The sequence below is a fragment of the Mesobacillus campisalis genome, assembly GCF_000986785.1.
GTDB classification, from domain to species: domain Bacteria; phylum Bacillota; class Bacilli; order Bacillales; family Cytobacillaceae; genus Mesobacillus_B; species Mesobacillus_B campisalis.
In genome coordinates this window covers 51,048-69,782 of sequence record NZ_LAYY01000007.1, presented here as the reverse complement: position 1 = coordinate 69,782, position 18,735 = coordinate 51,048, and the positions used below count along the sequence as shown (strand labels likewise).

Annotated in this window: 19 protein-coding genes; 7 read left to right on the top strand and 12 right to left on the bottom strand. The window is 44.4% G+C overall.

From position 1 onward, the window contains the following. Window positions 1–118 precede the first annotated feature (118 nt). From WQ57_RS07840 to WQ57_RS07830, 3 genes are all read left to right on the top strand, one after another. On the top strand, window positions 119–358 hold the full coding sequence (locus tag WQ57_RS07840) for a hypothetical protein (protein WP_046523199.1): 240 nt from the start codon (window positions 119–121) through the stop codon (window positions 356–358). Window positions 359–627: 269 nt separating this feature from the next. Further along, a complete protein-coding gene (locus WQ57_RS07835; RefSeq protein ID WP_046523198.1) occupies window positions 628–2,763 on the top strand; it encodes a transglycosylase domain-containing protein in 2,136 nt (711 codons plus the stop codon). 142 nt (window positions 2,764–2,905) lie between these two features. Next, window positions 2,906–3,574 carry an FMN-dependent NADH-azoreductase gene (locus WQ57_RS07830; RefSeq protein ID WP_046523197.1) on the top strand — a complete coding sequence of 223 codons (669 nt, stop codon included), beginning with the start codon at window positions 2,906–2,908 and terminating at the stop codon, window positions 3,572–3,574. A 59-nt stretch (window positions 3,575–3,633) separates the two neighbouring features. Here WQ57_RS07830 and WQ57_RS26150 read toward each other — a convergent pair whose 3' ends face one another. From WQ57_RS26150 to WQ57_RS07810, 5 genes are all read right to left on the bottom strand, one after another. Continuing rightward, the gene (locus tag WQ57_RS26150; protein ID WP_082252882.1) at window positions 3,634–3,786 is read right to left on the bottom strand and encodes a YpzG family protein; all 153 of its coding nucleotides are present in this window, start codon (window positions 3,784–3,786) and stop codon (window positions 3,634–3,636) included. 113 nt (window positions 3,787–3,899) lie between these two features. Next, window positions 3,900–4,316: a GtrA family protein gene (locus WQ57_RS07825; RefSeq protein ID WP_046523196.1), complete on the bottom strand. Its 417-nt coding sequence runs from the start codon at window positions 4,314–4,316 to the stop codon at window positions 3,900–3,902. Then, complete coding sequence (locus WQ57_RS07820; RefSeq protein WP_046523195.1) at window positions 4,285–5,364, bottom strand: glycosyltransferase family 2 protein; 1,080 nt, start codon at window positions 5,362–5,364, stop codon at window positions 4,285–4,287. Before WQ57_RS07820 ends, WQ57_RS07825 begins: the two co-directional genes overlap by 32 nt. 34 nt (window positions 5,365–5,398) lie before the next feature. Beyond that, window positions 5,399–7,045 (bottom strand): DUF6044 family protein, encoded by a 1,647-nt coding sequence (locus WQ57_RS07815; protein ID WP_420912389.1) that lies wholly within the window; start codon window positions 7,043–7,045, stop codon window positions 5,399–5,401. 170 nt (window positions 7,046–7,215) lie between these two features. After that, window positions 7,216–7,911, bottom strand: coding sequence for a hypothetical protein (locus WQ57_RS07810; protein WP_046523194.1), 696 nt, complete (start codon window positions 7,909–7,911; stop codon window positions 7,216–7,218). Window positions 7,912–8,099: 188 nt separating this feature from the next. Here WQ57_RS07810 and WQ57_RS07805 point away from each other — a divergent pair, with 188 nt between their 5' ends. Next, window positions 8,100–9,065, top strand: a complete 966-nt coding sequence (locus WQ57_RS07805; protein WP_046523193.1) for a YsnF/AvaK domain-containing protein — start codon at window positions 8,100–8,102, stop codon at window positions 9,063–9,065. 310 nt (window positions 9,066–9,375) lie between these two features. After that, window positions 9,376–11,055 (top strand): AAA family ATPase, encoded by a 1,680-nt coding sequence (locus WQ57_RS07800; protein ID WP_084820219.1) that lies wholly within the window; start codon window positions 9,376–9,378, stop codon window positions 11,053–11,055. A gap of 109 nt (window positions 11,056–11,164) precedes the next feature. Here WQ57_RS07800 and WQ57_RS26960 read toward each other — a convergent pair whose 3' ends face one another. The 5 genes from WQ57_RS26960 to WQ57_RS07790 all read right to left on the bottom strand — a co-directional run bounded on the left by WQ57_RS26960 (window position 11,165) and on the right by WQ57_RS07790 (window position 15,550). Beyond that, on the bottom strand, window positions 11,165–11,311 hold the full coding sequence (locus WQ57_RS26960) for a hypothetical protein (protein WP_173427539.1): 147 nt from the start codon (window positions 11,309–11,311) through the stop codon (window positions 11,165–11,167). Between the two features lie 183 nt (window positions 11,312–11,494). After that, window positions 11,495–13,774 (bottom strand): helicase C-terminal domain-containing protein, encoded by a 2,280-nt coding sequence (locus WQ57_RS07795; protein WP_338151893.1) that lies wholly within the window; start codon window positions 13,772–13,774, stop codon window positions 11,495–11,497. A 101-nt stretch (window positions 13,775–13,875) separates the two neighbouring features. Continuing rightward, window positions 13,876–14,037 carry a hypothetical protein gene (locus WQ57_RS26575; RefSeq protein WP_156183086.1) on the bottom strand — a complete coding sequence of 54 codons (162 nt, stop codon included), beginning with the start codon at window positions 14,035–14,037 and terminating at the stop codon, window positions 13,876–13,878. A gap of 137 nt (window positions 14,038–14,174) precedes the next feature. Beyond that, window positions 14,175–14,315: a hypothetical protein gene (locus WQ57_RS26570; RefSeq protein WP_156183085.1), complete on the bottom strand. Its 141-nt coding sequence runs from the start codon at window positions 14,313–14,315 to the stop codon at window positions 14,175–14,177. Window positions 14,316–14,329: 14 nt separating this feature from the next. Next, window positions 14,330–15,550 carry a helix-turn-helix domain-containing protein gene (locus WQ57_RS07790; protein ID WP_046523190.1) on the bottom strand — a complete coding sequence of 407 codons (1,221 nt, stop codon included), beginning with the start codon at window positions 15,548–15,550 and terminating at the stop codon, window positions 14,330–14,332. Between the two features lie 363 nt (window positions 15,551–15,913). Between WQ57_RS07790 and WQ57_RS07785 the strand changes: the two genes are divergently transcribed. Continuing rightward, window positions 15,914–16,696: a GNAT family N-acetyltransferase gene (locus tag WQ57_RS07785; protein WP_046523189.1), complete on the top strand. Its 783-nt coding sequence runs from the start codon at window positions 15,914–15,916 to the stop codon at window positions 16,694–16,696. A 123-nt stretch (window positions 16,697–16,819) separates the two neighbouring features. Here the strand turns inward: WQ57_RS07785 and WQ57_RS07780 are convergent, their stop codons facing one another. Further along, a complete protein-coding gene (locus tag WQ57_RS07780) occupies window positions 16,820–17,866 on the bottom strand; it encodes a threonine aldolase family protein (RefSeq protein ID WP_046523188.1) in 1,047 nt (348 codons plus the stop codon). A gap of 137 nt (window positions 17,867–18,003) precedes the next feature. Here WQ57_RS07780 and WQ57_RS07775 point away from each other — a divergent pair, with 137 nt between their 5' ends. Continuing rightward, on the top strand, window positions 18,004–18,432 hold the full coding sequence (locus tag WQ57_RS07775) for a CBS domain-containing protein (protein ID WP_173427538.1): 429 nt from the start codon (window positions 18,004–18,006) through the stop codon (window positions 18,430–18,432). 58 nt (window positions 18,433–18,490) lie between these two features. Here WQ57_RS07775 and WQ57_RS26955 read toward each other — a convergent pair whose 3' ends face one another. Further along, a complete protein-coding gene (locus WQ57_RS26955) occupies window positions 18,491–18,628 on the bottom strand; it encodes a hypothetical protein (protein WP_173427537.1) in 138 nt (45 codons plus the stop codon). Window positions 18,629–18,735 lie beyond the last annotated feature (107 nt).

The following is an 18,735-nucleotide window of genomic DNA, read 5'->3' as shown; positions in this document are numbered from 1 at the left end:
CAAATAATGCGGCAGCTTTTTATATGGCACAGCGAATATAACCTGCTTTCTTGGCTATGATAACGGGTAGGAAAAAGGCGTTGATAATCAGTATTTAACAGAAAGGCGTTGGTGCATCATGTCAGATTACATTGAACCAATCCATTATGAAACCGGCACCCCAATCCGTACGTTTAACATTATCGATTCGACTGCCACTTCCGAGGGTTATATGGTCCGGCTGAATATCGATTTGGACAGTGGCTATGAGCTGGAAGATGTTAAAATGAAAATTACCTTTGAAGATCTTGCCGGATACGAAACAGAAGACCTTCAAGAGGGAGTAAAGTATGCTTTAGGATTTTTTACAGGCCATTAGGATAAAAAATTAAAAAGGCAGGTTCCCCTCCTGTCTTTTTATCAGGGTATTATACTACAATCCCCGCTGCTTTCTCTCCCTTTTTAATCCCCCCCTTCCTAAAAAACTTATCTTCCAATTTTGTTTAAAAAAGCTTAAAAGAGCTTGGACTTTTTTACGATTTCTTTCCTGATAGTACAAAAAGCATTATAATAGCAAAATGATAGATGAAACCTGTCTTGCGAAAAAGACGTATTATATGTAGGCTAGCATGAAAGATAGGAGAGAATATGGAAAAATTTAAAAATAAATGTAAACAGCTGCTGCTGCAGGGATGGGACAAACTCGTCATATTCTGGCAGCGAAAGCATCTGACTCAAATTATATTATTGTCCGGTTTGGTAGCCATCCTCCTTTCCATCCTCTGGTTTGCCTTCATCGCCAGCCAGGCGAATGTCCAGAGCTTGAAGGATGGCCTGGAGCAATCAACTGTCATTTATGATAAAGACGGTGACGAAGCCGGGAGTGTTGCGGCCAACAGGACAAATGGGACAACCTTTGAGCAGCTTCCCGAACATGTACCAAATGCGGTTGTGGCCATTGAGGACGAACGGTTTTATGAGCATAATGGCTTTGACATAAAGGGCATCACACGAGCCTTTTTCGGCAATCTGTTTGCCGGGCGGATTACCGGCGGAGGCAGTACCCTTACCCAGCAGCTAACCAAGAATGCTCTTTTATCGCACGAACGCACCTATAAGCGGAAAGTGGAAGAACTGTTTCTGGCCGTCGAGATTGAAAAGGCGTACACCAAGGAAGAAATCCTTGAGATGTACCTGAATCAGGTCTATTTTGGCAGCGGCGCCTGGGGAATCAGCAACGCTTCAAAAAAATATTTCAGCAAGGATATCAAAGACGTAACGATAAGCGAAGCGGCTCTGCTGGCGGGACTTCTTAAAGCCCCTTCTTCCCTTGATCCATATAAAAACTATGACAATGCCATCACCCGCAGGAATCTTGTCCTTAACAAAATGAACGAGCTGGGCATGATTTCCGACGAAGAACTCGACCAGGCCAAAAATGAGAAAATCAGGCTCAGGGACGGCGGAGGCAGCATTGCCGACCGAAAATATCCATATTATATGGATGCGGTAATGGATGAAGCCATCAAGCTGTACGGCCTTACCCAGGAAGAAATCATGACACGAGGGTATGTCATTCATACCCAGCTGGATCAAAACCTCCAGGCAAGCCTGGAACGTGTTTATAAGAATAACGGCCTCTTTCCGAGAGGAACAGGCGGTGTGCTGGTCCAAAGCGGTGCTGTCCTCCTGGATCCTCAAACCGGCGGAGTCCGCGCTCTCGTTGGCGGCCGCGGAGAACAAGTATTTCGCGGTTTCAACCGGGCCACACACCTGAAAGCACAGCCGGGTTCCACGATGAAACCCTTGGCTGTCTATACACCAGCGCTCGAAGAAGGCTACCGCTATGATTCCATGCTGGTAGATGAAAAAATGTCATTTGGTGATTACAGCCCGCAAAATTTCTCCCGAACCTATCAAGGAGAAGTTCCAATGTATGAAGCAGTGGAAAAATCAATCAATCTTCCAGCCGTCTGGCTGCTAAATGAAATAGGGCTGCAAAAAGGAGTGGAAAGCGTCAAAAAGTTCGGCATACCTGTTCAGGAAGATGATGAAAACCTGGCTCTTGCCCTTGGCGGCATGCATCACGGCATATCTCCCCAGCAGCTTGCGGAAGCGTACTCTGTGTTTGCCAATGATGGAAAGCGGGAAGAAAGCCACCTGATTACAAAAATAGTAGGTCCTACCGGTAAGGTAATAGCCGAACATAAACCCAAAACAGTCCGAGTCACCTCCAAACGTGTAGCAGAGGAGATGACCTCCATGCTATTGAATGTAGTGGAAACAGGGACCGGACGGGCCGCAAAGGTCGAAGGTATGGACATTGCCGGGAAAACAGGCTCCACCCAGCTTCCTTATGCGGATATCAATGGAACAAAGGACCAGTGGTTTGCCGGCTATACTTCTGGAATTGTTGGGGCTGTATGGCTAGGATACGACAAAAGCGACCGTGAGCATTATCTTTCCGGAAGCAGTTCCGAAACGGTAGTCCCTATATTCAGGGAAATAATGAAACAAGCATCCCCTTATATTGAGGAGAAGGAATTTGCCGTATCGTCCATAAATGACAAACTATCCAAACCAGGCGGCAGGGCGATAAACGAAGAGGAACTAAAAAAGAGAGCGAAACAGCTTGAAGATGAATTAAAGAAAACAGCAGAAAAAGTGGAAGAAAAAATTAAGGAAGAAGCTCCAAAATGGAATGATGTGCTGGAAGAAGCCAAACGTGACGCTGGAAGAGTCGGTGATAAGGTTAAAGAAAAATTGAAAGAATGGGCTCCGTAGAAAAACCCCTCAAAAGGGGTTTTTTATTGTCCCCTCTTCTCTCCGTCACGGAATGTTCATGAACGTCACCTATTGTTCAATCGTAAACTGCATTTTTCCTCTTATAATGGACCTATTAAATAGAAGAGAAAGGATGAGGATAATGCAAAAATTGCTTTACGTAACCGCCAATCCCAAGGGACTGGAAAAATCAAAGGGATTGCAAATCGGCGAGGCCTTCCTGGATGCCTTTTATGCAGAACGGCCTGATGTCGTGGTTACCAGGCTGGACTTGTTCAATCCCTGCATCACGATTCCAGCCATGGATGCAGACCTGGTTTCTGCCCGAGGAAAAGTCGGAGGCTACGGGGTCCCGATCCACCAGCTTGAGGAAGATGAACGAATGAAACTGACAGCCATGCATGCTTTGGCTGACAAGTTTAATAGCTATGACTATTATGTGTTTGTTTCACCGGTATGGAACCTCGGGTCTCCTGCGGTCCTTAAAGCGTTCCTGGACAATCTGTTCGTACACGGCAAAACGTTCCGGTTCACCGCCGAAGGTCCAATTGGCTTGCTTTCCGGCAAAAAAGGGATTCATATACAAACTCGCGGCGGCATCTATTCTCATGGCCCGATGAAGGAACTTGAGTCAGGGGACCGCTATCTGCAAATTGCCCTGAATTTCCTCGGAATCAGGATGCTGGAAACCGTTTATGCCGAAGGACTGGAACATTTCCCTCAACAGATTCCTGAAATTATCACCGCCGCCAAAGAAAAAGCCAAAATTGCTGCCAGGGATATGGCAAGCCATACTTTCCATACAAAATAAATTACCAATGTCAGAAAAAAAGACGCAGGCTGCGTCTTTTTTCCTTTTGTCCTTATTCCTTAGAATCGGTGTGCCTTGGCATTGCTTCTGGCAATAATGCTGGTCTGTGTTCTTTTGGTTTGACCATTCACTTGCGAATTCAAATGCTTCGGCCTTGTCCAGGTATGGTGGAAAAGTTCTGAGTGGGGATCTAAACGATCTTTGTAACTCATCTTATCACCTCTTAAAGGAATAGTTGAGCTTGATATCTTTTGTGGATATCATTAATATCGTTTGCTCTTGCCGGGGATTTTATCCTTCTAACTTAAAGGAACGACAGGCATGGTCAAAAGACGAAAAGTTTCTGGCCAAGATAGTTGGAAATAGTATAAAAACCTGTCCCAAGAAAGACAGCTAATTCCTCTTTGGTGATGAAAACCGCAGCCCATCCGGGGAGAGGAAGAGTGTTTGCCGCAAGTCCTCCCAAAGAATAGGAAATAACATAACACATCAAAATGACGGCAATGAATTTTGGAATCCCTGCCCCTATCGAGATATGACTTTTAAAAGTAAATGCCCTATTCATAAAAAAGCTTGTACCTGCCCCGATTGAATTACCCGCAAAAGTTGCAAGCCAGTAGGAAAACCCCGCGAAATTGAGCAATAAGAACATGCTTGATAGACCAATCACTGTATTGATTATTCCGACAAGCAAAAAACGGAGGAAGGTATCAGTTGGTTTCAGGATGTTTGCCGTACTCATAGCCTCTTCCCACCCTCTCAAAGAGCACTTCTTCTTCCAGTCCTGCCTGTTCTTCCAGATCACCCTGGCCTACTTCCTCCCATTCATGCTTCCTGCCAAGATTTATCATATCTATATCTATAATAAATTTTGGCCTTCTCTTTGTTTCATTATAAATCTTGCCGATATACTCTCCCACAAGCCCCAGAGCAATCAACTGAAGACCGCCAATCAGCCATATGGAGGTGATCAGGGAAGTCCATCCGGTTTCTGTCTGCCCAAAAAGCTTCAAAAACAGAAAGTAACTGCCGAACATCATGCTGACAAGGAAAGATACGATGCCAATCAGCAAAACAAAGCGGATTGGGGTCACAGAAAAGGAAGTGATCCCGTCCAGGGCAAAAGCGAGCATTTTCTTTATAGGATATTTTGTGTCTCCTGCTAACCTTTCCTTCCTGTCATAATATACTTTAGCAGACTTAAGTCCGATGAGCGGAACAATTCCCCTTAAAAACATATTCACTTCACCGTACTTTTCAAGCTCTTCCACGGCACGCCTGCTCATCAGCCGGAAATCTGCATGATTATAGACAAGATTGACTCCCATCCTCCTCATGACTTTATAAAAGCCTTCAGCTGTCGTTCTTTTAAAGAATGTATCACTGCTTCGTTTCGCTCTTACACCATATACCACTTCACAGCCTTGTTTATATAAGCTCACAAATTCACGGATTGCCTCGATATCGTCCTGGAGGTCAGCATCAATTGTTACAAGACAGTCAGAAGATGTCTTTGCCGAAAAAAGCCCTGCCAGCAACGCGTTCTGATGGCCGACATTTCCCGCAAGCTTAAGGCCCCGGATGTACTGTGACCTGATGCTTTTCCGATAGATCAACTCCCATGTCTTGTCCTGGCTGCCATCATCCACAAAAAGGATGCGGCTATTTGGCGAGACTTCCTTAGCTCTAGCCAAAGTGTCCAGAAAGTTCTCAAGCTTATTCATTGTATCAGTCAGAACTTCTTCTTCGTTGAAACATGGCACGACGATTGTAATCAATGGCTGCTCCAAACTGAAAACCTCCTAGTTGTATCGTTTTTCATGTTTAAAGTGCTTTATAAAGATGGATTTTCCATGCTGATCTCTTATCGTCAAACACTCGGTCGAGCACCAGTCCATTCTCGGATGCATTCTCTATAGGCACAGAAGAAAGCAGATATCTCCCTCCCATTTCCTTAAAAGGTTCCATATTCAGTTCCAAATTCTCAAGCTTCCTTTTAGTATTTTTTTTAAACATATAATGCTTTCCGAGTTCATCCGTAAACAAGTAGCAACGCCCCCCCCATTCATCAAAATAGGTTCTAATTGTCTTATTTTTCGCAAGTTCCTTTTCGATGATTTTCCTGAATTTATATTTGTAGGTAAGCGGATAAAAATTATTGTATGTATCCAATGTGTAAAAACCATTATACTGGGCTATGGCCGGATGTAAGCCAAGGCTGGCCACCCGGTAATCTTCCTGATCCAAGCCAATGTAATCTTTTATCTGTCCGAATTGCTCTTCAGCAAAAAATTCCTTTACACTTGGCTTATTATGGTAAACGATTTCCTCATTGGAAAAGACAAGCAGGATAATTTGGGCTGCAACCAGCCATGGAACCGCTTTTTTCCACTCCCCTCCAAACTGCCAGAGTATTCTTAAGCTTACCGCAAAAAGAACATAGATGATGAGCGGTCGAAGGAAATGATAGCGGGCAAAATTGAAGGTATCAAGAAAGTGAAAGCGTTCCGTAAGCGGGAGCCATCCTTTGTAAAACCAGAATGCATACCAGGCAGACAAAACAAAATTCAAGATAAATAAGAACAAAAAGGTCCTTTCCTGTTCCCACCTTTTTTTTATCCAAACAAAAATCAAGGCTAAAAATAGCACTGGCTGTATGACGATTGTGTGAATGGTCAACACATGGTTATGGCCGAGGAAGTAATTTTTAAATGTAAGCTTGATGGAATGCCCTAATGTCAGGCGTGCATGAAAATATTCATCCCTGCTATTTGGTTCATGGTCAAAAAGGAAAGAATAAACCAGGCGGTATTCCACCAGCATGAAAATGATGGTCATATAAGCAATAGCCAAAAGAAAAGCCCAATTCCACCCTTTTCCCCGAACCCCATCAACCAGCCAAAGGAGTCCCATCGCACTAAGGAAAAAGAAAAAACCAAGCACAATGCTGCTGTATAGCGGCAACAGAGTAAGAACTAGATAGTTTTTCCAGGAGTTTTCCCCGCTTCTGATATTGAGAAATGCCCATAAGGCCAGCGGCATACCAAGTGTACTCAGCATCCCTGAGGGCCAAAAAGGAGTCATGGAAAAGGCCAGCGATACCCCAACATTAATAACTGCCCACTTTGGGTCGGCAGTAAAATGTTTCTTAAGGAGCAAATACATTCCCCCGAACGCAACAATCCTCGTAATCGCCTGGCTTAAGGCGTATGCTGTCATCGTTGGGAACAAGGCATACAGCCAGACAATCAGGCTGAATTCCGTACCGAAGGCGTTGCGCTGCAATTCGCCGTTAATCACCTGTGATATCCTGGCATCAATGTCCCCTGTCAGCTGTCCACTTTCAACCAGGACTTTATACCATGCCAAATTGGAATCCAAATTATCATGAACCCTGATATGGGCGTTTTCACCAAGAATAAAAAGGGGCGACAAAAACAGCACAAGCATGATCAGAGCCGCTATTATCAGCCTTTGTTCCGCTTTGCCTTCAACTGAAACCAATAGTTACACCTCTTAATGGATAATTCTAGTTTTAAGTTTGGCTATACAGCAAGAAACTATTCTCTGATTTTCCAAAACGAAGACCAAAAGAAAACAATGATACAAAGGAAAAGCGCCAAGGACTGGCGCTTCAGAATCTATTCAATATAATCGTCATAACCTGTCAGTGAATCCATATGGCTTGCGATCATGGCGATAATGGTGCTAGCTTCTTCTTTGGTGAATATGAAGTTGGACTCATCCCTCAGGAGTTCTTCATCCTCAGTCCATATCCGGTTTACGCGACGAAGAACCCCGTCGCCTGTTTCAGATACAATCCCAAATTGATAGCTTACTTCTACTTCATCTTCTTTCATAAATGCAGTGACTTCAGGTGTTTCCCATTCCACATCGATCTCTTCAAAAAGGTCTGCTTCTGTTTCTCCAACTGCTTCCCCCACATAATACTCATCGTCATCATGATCCGCTTCAAAAATGACTTCAACACCTTCATCAGCCTCTTCATTATAATACTCGGTTTCATTTACAATAAAATCGTGGAAGTTGTCATGGACGGCATCGACAATATCATCAATATCAGAGAGTATCGTTCTTGCAGGCTGCTCCAGTTCGGCATCGAACGTTTCCACATAAAACTCTTCATTATAAGGATCAAAAAATAAGGAACTGAAATACGCCCTCTCTCCATCTTCTGTTTCTACAAAGAACTCAATGCGGGGATGTTTTGCACTTCGGTCTATCGACATATGACCAGTCTGATCGTAATCTTCACATATGGATTCCAAGTGATCCTGAAGCTCCCCTGTTACCCTGTCAAACCATTCCATTGACATATCTCCACATCCTTTCTGTCTTTTCATCACTAGTATATCCATCTGCATGCGCACCATTGCTTCCATATACATCCAATAAATTGATGGAACTGGAAGCATATCCAATAATCGAATGTTTTTCCATCCATTTGTTCGGGAATAAGTCCAAAGAAAGCTAACTTATACCATTAAAGGAGGCTGCAAAACAAATGAAATCAAACATAATTGGAGTTTATAACTCACAGGATGAAGTAATGGAAGCAATCCAGGAATTGCAGAATGATGGTTACAGAGTTCAAGAATTAGGAATAATCGGAAGAACACAGGGAACGGATTCAGATATTGAAAACAAGACTGGCGCAAATGCCCTAACATTCAAAAGCGAAAGTGAAAATGACGGTCTTATTGACAACCTGTCCAATCTATATGAAGAAAATAATGGTGGACGTACAGCCGAAAAATTTATGGAGCTTGGTATGACGAAGGATGAAGCACGTGAATATGTTTCATTTGTGGAGGATGGAAAAATCATTCTGTTCAGCGAGAATAGCGGCTCACACATGGACACAGGCAATACAGGAGCTGTAAGCAGCTCGGCATTGAACAATTCCGATACCTTTAATAATCAAACCCCGAATGCCAGCCGCGCAGGATATAATTTTGAGGCTGACTCCAGCAGGAATATGGGGGTAAGCGGACAATACGACAGCCTTACACAACAAAACGGCCGAGAATGGAAGGACTCTCAAAATCAGTCCATGAAACTTCATGAAGAAGAACTGGATGTCAATAAACAGCAGGTACAAGCTGGTGAAGTCACCGTCCACAAGGATGTGGTGGAAGAACAAAAGACAATCGATGTTCCTGTATCCCGTGAGGAAGTTTACGTGGAGCGACGGAAAGTAGATGGAGACCGAATGGAAACAACATCCCCAATCGGTGAAGATGAGACCATCCACATCCCTCTTCGGGAAGAAAGGGTCGATGTCAACAAGAAGTCAGTAGTAACGGATGAAGTCGTAGTTGGAAAACGGGAGGTACAGGATACGGAAAAAGTGACAGAAAACCTCAAAAAAGAAGAAGTAAGACTCGAAGGCGATGACCGCGTAATTTCTGAAAATCGCAATGATAGGGAAAATAGACAACAAAACTACAATGGTAACCATCTGCGCTAATTCAAAATGGAACTTCCTTATTTGGGAAGTTCCGTTTTAATGTTCACAATCTCTTCACAAAAAAACTTGCGTGATTCTAGCCTGTAAAAAGGCTTCTTCACTAGAGCCATATATATCCCCCACTCATTTCAATCATAAACCGACCGATATTAATTACATAAAATTACCATCCTCTTTTGTATTTATAACATAGCCAAGTACTTTATAATGATAAAATAGATACAGAGAAGGAGATGGAACAATATTGAATTTACACAATTCCAAACTGGTCTCTAAACTGCTCCCGTTTTTTATAGCTTTTATTGTCATCATGGCCGCCAGTGTCACCTGGTTTGTCCAAAAGACGAGCCATGAAATTACCGTTCCATTTACGACAATGGTAAATACAGCTGAAAACCTTGGTTCCGAAACGGCGGTCCTGACTGAGCAAGCGGATGGAACCCTGGAATTGAAAACAAAAGATGCCACTTACGTTTCAAATGTCCCGCCAAACAGCCAGATGGTCGATCAACTGGTGGCGACAAATAATATAAATTACGTCTATTCCAATAACAGTAAATATGGTCCTTGGGTGATCGGCGGCCTCCTTCTATTATTGTTGGTATCTGCCATTGTGGTACAGAAGAAAACCCAGGGCGGCCTAGGAAATAAAATGAAGAGCAATATATCAAAGCCTGCCCCGCTTCCAACGATAACTCTCGAAGATGTCGGCGGCCTGCAGGATGAAATGAAAGAAGAAATTTCCCAGACGCTTGCCATCCTTAAGGATCCTGAACGCTCTGCCCGGATGGGAATCAAGCCTCCCAAAGGGATTTTGTTATATGGACCTCCAGGAACGGGGAAAACCCTGCTGGCACAGGCTATCGCCCGCGAGCTTAATGCCCATTTCTTTTCAGCAAGCGGTTCCGCCTTTAATGAAATGTTCATTGGCGTTGGAGCTTCCCGTGTTCGCAGCCTTTTCCAGAGTGCCCGCAAACAACAGGGTCCTGCGGTAATTTTCATTGATGAAGTCGATGCCCTGGCAGGCAAAAGGAAACCTCATGGCGGTGAAGAAGGCGAGAAAACCCTCACAGAGCTGCTGGTCCAGCTCGACGGAGGCCATTCTAATGACGGTATCTTGTTCATTGCAGCAACCAACCGGAAGGATATGCTGGATGACGCTTTCCTCCGCCCTGGCCGAATTGATTTTACCTTCCAGGTTCCATTGCCGGATACAAAAGGACGCCGGGAAATCATTGATATTCATACAAAAGGGAAAAATCTTTCCGAGGAAGTCCTTGCTTCCCTTGATGAACTTGCTGAAAGCACCTCCGGCTTTTCCGGAGCTGAACTTTCATCGCTGTTTGCCACAGCAAGCCGGCTTGCTCTTCGCCAAGGGCGTGATTATCTTGCCAAAAGCGACCTTGATTATGCCCTTGACCGCACCATTCTTGGAAGCACAACCCGGGCCCTGCAGGATATCGAAACGAAGCGCCGGGTGGCCATCCATGAGGCGGGCCACGCATTGATCGCGGCTGTTACAGCCCCAGGATCGGTAAGGAAAGCTACTATTGTTCCCCGGGGACAAGCCTTAGGATATGTTGCACCTATCCCTAAGGAGCTTCATCTTTCAACTACCAGCGACCTGCTTGATCGGGTTGCAATGATTCTGGCCGGCGGTGTCGCCGAGCGGATGTTCCTCGGGGAACACAGTATCGGTGTCAGCGGCGATGTCCAGCAAGCGAAGCAAATCATTGAGCAAATGGTAGATACTGGGCTGCTGCAAGACAGCTTCAGCCTTACTTTCAGCAAGGTGGATAAAGAAGCAAAAATGCAGGAACTTTTTGGAGAGGCCCTTCAAAAATCTGAGATGCTTATCTCCACGCACGAAGCAGAGTTTAAACTCCTGGTAGGTGCGCTTCTGAAAAAAGAAACGCTTGAAGGTTCGGAAGTGGATGAAATTGTGAACGGAAATGTACATCTTCTGCCGGAGGAACCAGTCACAGCCTAAAATTATTAATCATCAACCACAAAAAGGACCGCATTTGGCGGTCCTTTTAATATGTCTAACGTTCATTGGTTATAATAGACGATAACCACTCGCTTGTCGGGACATTGGGTTAAATGCCAGGGTCGATGGCTTCTCCCAACAGGCGAATATCTTCAACAATTTGCTGTTTCACTTCAAAGTCATGGCAGTTCCGGTAATCTTTGAATAAACGGCCCAATTCCTCAATGAATAACAATACTTCTTCAACTTCCGCCATCAGCTGACTCCTTTTTTCGCAAGATCCCAAAATACTTGTTGGACATATTCAACGGTGGAATGAGATCGTCCTTAAAGGAATAGTAGAAAAAGATTCTGAACTCATCCGTTCTCCCATTAAAAAGAAAGGGACGTGTTTTTATTTCCCGATTCTATACGCCTTAAACCTCTTTCAGCAAAAAAGTTACAATTTTTTCAGCAAATGAAAGTCATTCCATTCCAGCGGGAGCATCCGGCGGTACTTTCCCTGAAGAAAACGGTCATCGATCAGCACAATGGTCCCACTGTCGTTTTCCCCCCTGATCAGTCTGCCGCCTGCCTGAAGGACTTTGCACATTCCGGGAAACACATAGGCATAATCGTACCCGTTTTTGCCAATGGAGTCATAATGGCGTTTAATGAGATTCCGTTCATAGCTTAGCTGCGGTAGCCCTGTTCCAACGATGACCACACCCTTGAGCATGTCTCCTTTTAAATCAACCCCCTCTGAAAAGATCCCGCCCAGGACAGCGAAACCAACTACTGGAGCATCTGTTTGGGAAGAAAACGTACCCAGATATGCTTCCCTCTCCTTTTCATCCATCCCGCTAACCTGAACAATAGCCTCCATTCCCTGTGTCCGCCATTCCTCGGCCACCATATTCATGTATTGATACGATGGAAAGAAAACAAGGTAATTACCCGGCCTGCTCTTCACGAGGGATTCAATGGTCCCGACGATTGGAATGGCGGATTTCTCCCTGTCTGGAAACCTGGTAGACAGCGGCTGGATGTAAACATCGCTCTGTTCGGCAGCAAAAGGGGAAGGAAGCCGAAGAAGGTAGTCTCCCTCCTCGCTTCCCAACATCTCTTTAAAATAATCAAAAGGCTCCAATGTTGCCGAAAAAAATATCTTCGCAAGGTAAGCTTTTCCGGCCTTTTGCAAAAGTCTTGAGGGATCGAGGCAAAATAGCTTTAAGTATATGTCCCCCTTGCTTGCCTCTCCATGGATAATAAATCGGTGATCAGCAAGTTTCCCTAGCTGAAGCCAATCCTGGACACAGAAATAAGTTTCTAGGAGCAGCCCACTGCTATCTCTTGAAAGAGCAAGTTCCTCCTCTGCAGCCCGGACAAAACTTTCTGCAATGGCATGGAGATCCTCCGGCAACTCTTCAAGTATGAATGGCCCTTTCACCCCATACTGCTTTCGCAGCTGGATGAAAAATTCATTGAAAGCTTTTGCCTGTGCATACAAATCTTCATTTTGATTTTTGTACCTGCGCCTGATTTCAAGGAAAGGGGCTTTGCTCAGAAGAGAAGAATACATTTCCCTTCCCCTGTCTACTAAATTATGAGCCTCATCCACAAGCAGGACAGTCCGCTTCCTATGGTTATCCTTAAACCGCCTTAGTCCTGTCCGTCGGTCAAATACATAATTATAGTCGCAGATAACAGCATCAGAAACATAAGCTAAATCAAGGGAAAATTCAAATGGGCAGACGCGGTGCTTGACAGCATACTGTTCAATTGTATCTCTGTCCATTATTCCCTCGCACGAAAGTATGTCAAGAACGGCTCCATTAATCCGGTCATAATACCCATTGGCAAATTCACAATGCTCCTTAGTACAGATGGTCTCATCCTTAAAACAAATTTTATCTTTTGCGGTAAGAGTTACACATTGAAAATGCAGGCCACGTGCCTCCAAACGCTCTAGAGTTTTTTCAGCAGCCTGTCTTGTCATGGTTTTAGCCGTCAAAAAGAAAATCTTGTCCGCAAGTCCCTCTCCAATGGACTTTATGGCTGGGAAAAGGGTTGATATTGTTTTTCCAATCCCTGTGGGTGCGCTTGCGAATAACGTGTTTTTATCCAAGATGGTTTTATAGACAGCACCAGCCAGTTTTTTTTGCCCGGCTCGATATCCTTTAAACGGAAAGCTGGCTGCCTGAATGGAAATATCCCGCTTCTCCATATGCCCAAGCCTTGATTCGGCATATGGCGCAAAAAGGTGCGCTGCATGTAAGGCAGCTGCCTCCAGTTCCTTAAAGGATAATCTCCTCGCAAACCTTCTTATTTCCCTGGTATGGACCTGCATGTATGTCAGCTGGACCGTCATTTCTTTCAAGTTATTTTCTTTAGCATACATGTAGGCGTAAATCTTTGCCTGGGCCCAATGGACAGGGAAAGTGGTTTCCTCTATCAACGCAAGGCTCCCTGATGTAGATTTTATTTCGTCAATGATAATTTGCCCATCACGCAATAGAACTCCATCAGCCCTTCCTTCCACTTTAAGATTGAGTTCTCCTATTGGAAGGGTTGTATGCAAATAAACCTCACGGCCATCCTGGTCGTGGTAGTTCTTTTGAATTTCCTGATGCGCGAGTGTCCCTTCCGTCATGCTTGTACCAGCCATGAATTGTGTATCAATGCTTCCGGAACGATGGGCGTATTCGACAAGTACCCTCACCGAAATTTTATATTCCATGGCCATGTGGACCACCTTTTCTCCTGGTTTATCTTTTTTTCCATAATCTTGTTATCATTATAGCACATATGTTCGCTAACAGGGTGCAAAAAAATCTGTCCCTATTTTGGAACAGATTTTAATAAACAGGCTTCTTGCCAGCATTTCGTATGCTCAAGCAGGGCATCAATTTCAAAGTGGCTCAGCAAAAAGCTGGAGCAGTCCTCGTCTGACTCAGCGGTCTCTGCCAGCAGCACGTCAATATCGGTGTACAGGATCTCCATACCGAACCTCCTCGTTTTAGTTTTGTCCAAAAGGACCAGTTACTAAAACATCCGACGAAGAGTTCCCGTTTATGGGGGTATGTAAATTTTTTTCTTCGGATTAACTGGAAATACGGCCCCGCTGAATGATTTTCATTTTATACTGGCGGCAGGATTGGATGGCCTCCGCCATTTGTTATAAGGTCTGAGCCCGCCTGCAGGATTGCAGCGTCACTTCCGGTGACCACGGCGAATGCCAGCAGCCCTGCAGATAATCCAAGCATGAGCAATTTTTTCATTCCTCCTCACCTCCTTAACTGATTTTTTCCAAATAGATAACCGCTTTTTCCACTTTCCCCATTTTTTTATAATGGTTGGATAGCAATTTATAAAATTTCTTCAGATCGTCCATATGGCTTTGGCATTCTTCCACCACTGGAATCACCTTTGTTTCCAGGTACCTCAATGACTTTTCGGGAGTTTCAATGGCAAGTAAATAATAGGTGGCCAAGATTAGATATTTTCGTTTAGCCAACACTTTGGCCATTGAAGCCACTTCCAAAAAACAGTTTTTTGCACGTATGTAATCTTGCTGTGAATAGTGTATTTCCCCGATAGAGTATAGGGTGATCAGATAATGGTCGCTGCCTTTTTCTTGCAGGGATAGACTTTTATGCAAAGATGCAAGTGCAAGCTCGGGGTTTCCCATCTTTTCCTGGAGGTATCCCAGGTTATGATAGATTTGTGCTTTTATTGGCTGATCATTGAGAAGTCCCGCATTGCGGACTGCATGTTGTAAGCAATTCATCGCTTCATTGTAATTTTTAACGTGGGTATAATTAATGCCAAGAAGCATTTGTACATGAAGAATCCTGATAAAATTATGATTGGCCGCAAAGCTTTGCAGGGCGAGAATTCCATAGTGGATCGCATAGACAGATTGCTCGAGGGAGGTTTTTGCCATGGCCAAGTGATAATAAAGCTCTCCAGAATCCAGACCATTATTCCTTTCAGCCGCCAGGCTTTCAAGGATGCTATCCCCCTTTTTAAAGAAGCCCTTTTTTAATAAGTATATAGATTTCAAGTATTGAAAAAAAGCCAGCTGCTGTTGGGAAAAATTATTCGTTTGCTTCTCCAGGACCTCCTGCTGTTCCTTTGCCTCACAAAGATTGCCGGTATAAATGAGGAAACGGAATATAACCAATTCAAACTGATAAAGGAAGGAAGAAAACACAGCTATTTCTTTCATTTTCTTCAGTTCCTCCATGCATTGCTCAGCCTCATCTTTGAGATAATAGGTCATTTTCTCGTTCAATTGCGCAATCAAATGGCCGATCTTTTCTTCCTGTCCAGCAATTTCATCACGCTGGACCCCTAGTTTTTGCAGCAATAGCTTTAGTGTTTCCTCGTTCACTTCCTTGGAGTTGTTTTCAATCTTGCTTAAATGTGGAATGGAACATATCCCGCTTGCCAGCTCTTTTTGTGTCATTTTCTTTTGAATGCGATGATGTTTGATCAAAGCGCCAAAGTGCATATGTCCACCTGCCTCTTTCTGCCGCTTTCGCTTTTCTTTTGTCCAGCTGCAGCGGCTAGGGGCTGGGTCATAAGCCAACCCGGCAAGAAGGTCAAGGAACGACCTTCTTGCCGGCTTTTCTTATGCTTGACGCCCTTATCAAGCCGCTTTCGCTTTTCTTTTAATCTATCACCTTTTGAAGAAAGTTAAACAGTCAAAAAGACTCATTTTTCAATAATTTTATAAATTCTGAATTTTGATAGGGAAAAAGCACCTTATTTCCCTATCAGGTTGGGAAAATTTTAAGAATGGGATTGTGTATTGACAGATGGATGAATTAAGATAAATAAAACATTTCCAAAAATAAAAAGGGTGGAGAGTAAGATGATTAGAAAACTATTGCAAGCGGACCACCAGGCAGTTACGGAATTCTTATCGGAAGAGCCATCGATAAACTTATTTATCATCGGAGATATCGAAGCATTTGGCTATGATACTGAATTTCAGGAGCTTTGGGGAGAGTTTTCAGTGGATGCCAGGCTGAAGGCGGTCCTGTTGAGATACCACAATTCTTTCATTCCATACGCCAAGGAAGACTTCGACGTAGAAGGATTTGCGGGCATCATAAAATTATTGTCCAAAGAACCTGTTTTATCTGGGAAATCAGCAATCGTCGAACAATTTGAGAAAGTGGAAGGCATCCAGCTGGGTAAAAAACAGCAAACTCATTTTGCAGAGTGCCGTAATGGAAAATTCCTGGGCACCAGCTCCCAGTCTATTCAAAAAGCTGGCATCGGAGACGTAGACCGAATTATTAATCTTCGGCAAACCATTGAGGAGTTTACAGTTAATGAAAATGCTCGTCTTATGCTAAGGCAGGCATTGGAGACTGGCACAGGCAGGACTTATTTCCTAGAATATGATGGAGCCCTCGCAGCATGCGCCTCCACAGCAGCCGAAAACTCAGTATCAGCCATGATAGTAGGTGTATGCACCCATAAGGAACACCGTCAAAAAGGCCTGGCAACCGCTGTAATGCAGAGGCTGTTCAAGGATGTGCTGGAGGAGGGAAAAACTCTTTGCTTATTCTACGACAATCCGGCAGCTGGCCGGATATACAAGAGACTCGGCTTTCAGGATATTGGTAAGTGGACGATGTACCGGTAATAGGGTAGCTGCCTAGTTAATGTGAAGAAATTGGATATTAGAATGGAACAAACATGAATAAAAACCACCTCCGTAGCAATCTTGCTTTGCCCTGATCAATGGAGGTGGTTGCTTTTCTATCTCTTAACCGGTGATTTTCCCCTTGATTTTGGCAGCGGCAATTCCAATTTTTCCAACCGCTTCGGAGATTTGAGCTGCCTTGACATCAAAATGGGTGACGAACCGGACATAGGATGGGCCAAACCCTCCCGCCAATATTCCCTCGCCTTTCAGTACGTCGACAAACTCAGCCGAGGTAATACCCAGCGAGCTTACATCTGCCACAATGATATTTGTATCAACATGGTTCACTATTTTTAATCCTTCGATATTTTGGATGCCTTGAGCCAGTTCCCGCGCATGATGATGGTCTTCTGCTAGCCGATCTCTCATTTTCGTTAGGGCAATCAGTCCAGGAGCTGCGATGACCCCTGCCTGCCTCATGCCGCCCCCAAGGCGTTTGCGCCATTTCCGTGCAGCATGTATGAATTCCTTGCTGCCGGCGAGAATGGATCCTATTGGGGCGCCGAGCCCTTTTGACAGGCATACCTGAACAGTATTGGCATACTGTGCATATTCCCTGACATCCACGCCGGCTGCCGACGCTGCATTAAATAACCTCGCCCCATCAATATGTACAGGCACATCTTCTGCACTTGCCTCCATGTATATATCCCGCATATTAGCAAGGGGAACAACCGCTCCACCCGCCCGGTTATGGGTATTCTCTATGCAGATTAACCCCGTTTCAGGATAGTGGATATCCACTCCCCGGATGGCTTCCCTTACGGCAGCAGGATTCATTGCTCCCCGGTTCCCCGCGATGATTCTTGTCTGGACGCCAGCGAGCGCGGACACTGCCCCGGATTCATAGAAGAATATGTGGGACTCTGCCTCCAAAATAACTTCTTGAGCAGGGCGGCAATGAGTAAGGACCGCAATCTGGTTCCCCTGTGTCCCGCTTGTTACCAGAAGCGCGGCTTCCTTGCCAAGTATATCGGCGGCATACTCTTCCAGGGAATTCACCGTTACATCCTCCCCATATACATCGTCGCCGACTTCAGCATTGTACATTGCTTCTCTCATTTCCTCCGTGGGCTTTGTTACCGTATCGCTTCGTAAATCAATCATCTGCCATTTCCCCTTTTCTGTATTAGCTCTTTCATTCGCGTCTCCAGATTTTATTTTAGCACTTTTCTGCAAAAATCTAACAGTTTTCTTCTTGCCTGAAGTGGTATACAGATAAAAACAGAAAAAGGAGGAATAAAATGATGAAAGTTTCAGATGTTATGACAACCAATGTGGAATCTTGTTCCCCTGATACCCCCTTATATGAAGTAGCTTCCAAAATGCGGGAACTGGAGGTGGGTGTTATGCCAATATGTCAGGAAGAGCAGCTTGTCGGTCTTGCAACAGACAGGGATATGGTCCTTAAAGGACTTGCCGAGCAAGTGCCAGCTGACACTCCCATTTCCCAGGTAATGACAAGTGACCCTGTTAGAGGCACAAAAAACATGAGTGCTGAAGAAGCGGCGGATATAATGGCAGAAGTCCAAATACGCCGTCTTCCTATAGTGGAAGATGGTAAGTTAGTGGGAATCGTCTCCCTCGGAGACCTGGCAGTCACTGACCAGACAAGCAACGAAGCCGGGCAGGCCCTTGAGGAGATTTCATATCCTTCCGAACCATCCAGCTAATGTACGGGAAAAATCCGCACGCAAAGAGCGTGCGGATTCATTTTTTTCAAAACTTGTCCTAATTAATAACTTCAATCAATTGCATGATGTCTTCATATATTTGCTCTTTAAATTGCATATCGTTACAGCGCTGATAATCCTCAATCAATCGTCCCAATTCCCTGATAAAAATGAGTTTTTCGTCTTCATGAATCATTTTGCATGCTCCTTGGATGGGCCAAAAGTCTCATACATTCTAAATGTAGCATACTTTTAGCAGACTTTCAAAATGTTTTGGTTTTTTTATCGTATGTAATAAACCAT

Coding starts and splice junctions, on each gene's coding strand:
- WQ57_RS07840 (WP_046523199.1), top strand. CDS start 119: ATGTCAGATTACATTGAACCAATCCATTATGAAACCGGCACCCCAATC.
- WQ57_RS07835 (WP_046523198.1), top strand. CDS start 628: ATGGAAAAATTTAAAAATAAATGTAAACAGCTGCTGCTGCAGGGATGG.
- WQ57_RS07830 (WP_046523197.1), top strand. CDS start 2,906: ATGCAAAAATTGCTTTACGTAACCGCCAATCCCAAGGGACTGGAAAAA.
- WQ57_RS26150 (WP_082252882.1), bottom strand. CDS start 3,786: ATGAGTTACAAAGATCGTTTAGATCCCCACTCAGAACTTTTCCACCAT.
- WQ57_RS07825 (WP_046523196.1), bottom strand. CDS start 4,316: ATGAGTACGGCAAACATCCTGAAACCAACTGATACCTTCCTCCGTTTT.
- WQ57_RS07810 (WP_046523194.1), bottom strand. CDS start 7,911: ATGTCAATGGAATGGTTTGACAGGGTAACAGGGGAGCTTCAGGATCAC.
- WQ57_RS07805 (WP_046523193.1), top strand. CDS start 8,100: ATGAAATCAAACATAATTGGAGTTTATAACTCACAGGATGAAGTAATG.
- WQ57_RS07800 (WP_084820219.1), top strand. CDS start 9,376: ATGGCCGCCAGTGTCACCTGGTTTGTCCAAAAGACGAGCCATGAAATT.
- WQ57_RS26960 (WP_173427539.1), bottom strand. CDS start 11,311: ATGGCGGAAGTTGAAGAAGTATTGTTATTCATTGAGGAATTGGGCCGT.
- WQ57_RS07795 (WP_338151893.1), bottom strand. CDS start 13,774: ATGGAATATAAAATTTCGGTGAGGGTACTTGTCGAATACGCCCATCGT.
- WQ57_RS26575 (WP_156183086.1), bottom strand. CDS start 14,037: ATGGAGATCCTGTACACCGATATTGACGTGCTGCTGGCAGAGACCGCT.
- WQ57_RS26570 (WP_156183085.1), bottom strand. CDS start 14,315: ATGAAAAAATTGCTCATGCTTGGATTATCTGCAGGGCTGCTGGCATTC.
- WQ57_RS07790 (WP_046523190.1), bottom strand. CDS start 15,550: ATGCACTTTGGCGCTTTGATCAAACATCATCGCATTCAAAAGAAAATG.
- WQ57_RS07785 (WP_046523189.1), top strand. CDS start 15,914: ATGATTAGAAAACTATTGCAAGCGGACCACCAGGCAGTTACGGAATTC.
- WQ57_RS07780 (WP_046523188.1), bottom strand. CDS start 17,866: ATGATTGATTTACGAAGCGATACGGTAACAAAGCCCACGGAGGAAATG.
- WQ57_RS07775 (WP_173427538.1), top strand. CDS start 18,004: ATGATGAAAGTTTCAGATGTTATGACAACCAATGTGGAATCTTGTTCC.
- WQ57_RS26955 (WP_173427537.1), bottom strand. CDS start 18,628: ATGATTCATGAAGACGAAAAACTCATTTTTATCAGGGAATTGGGACGA.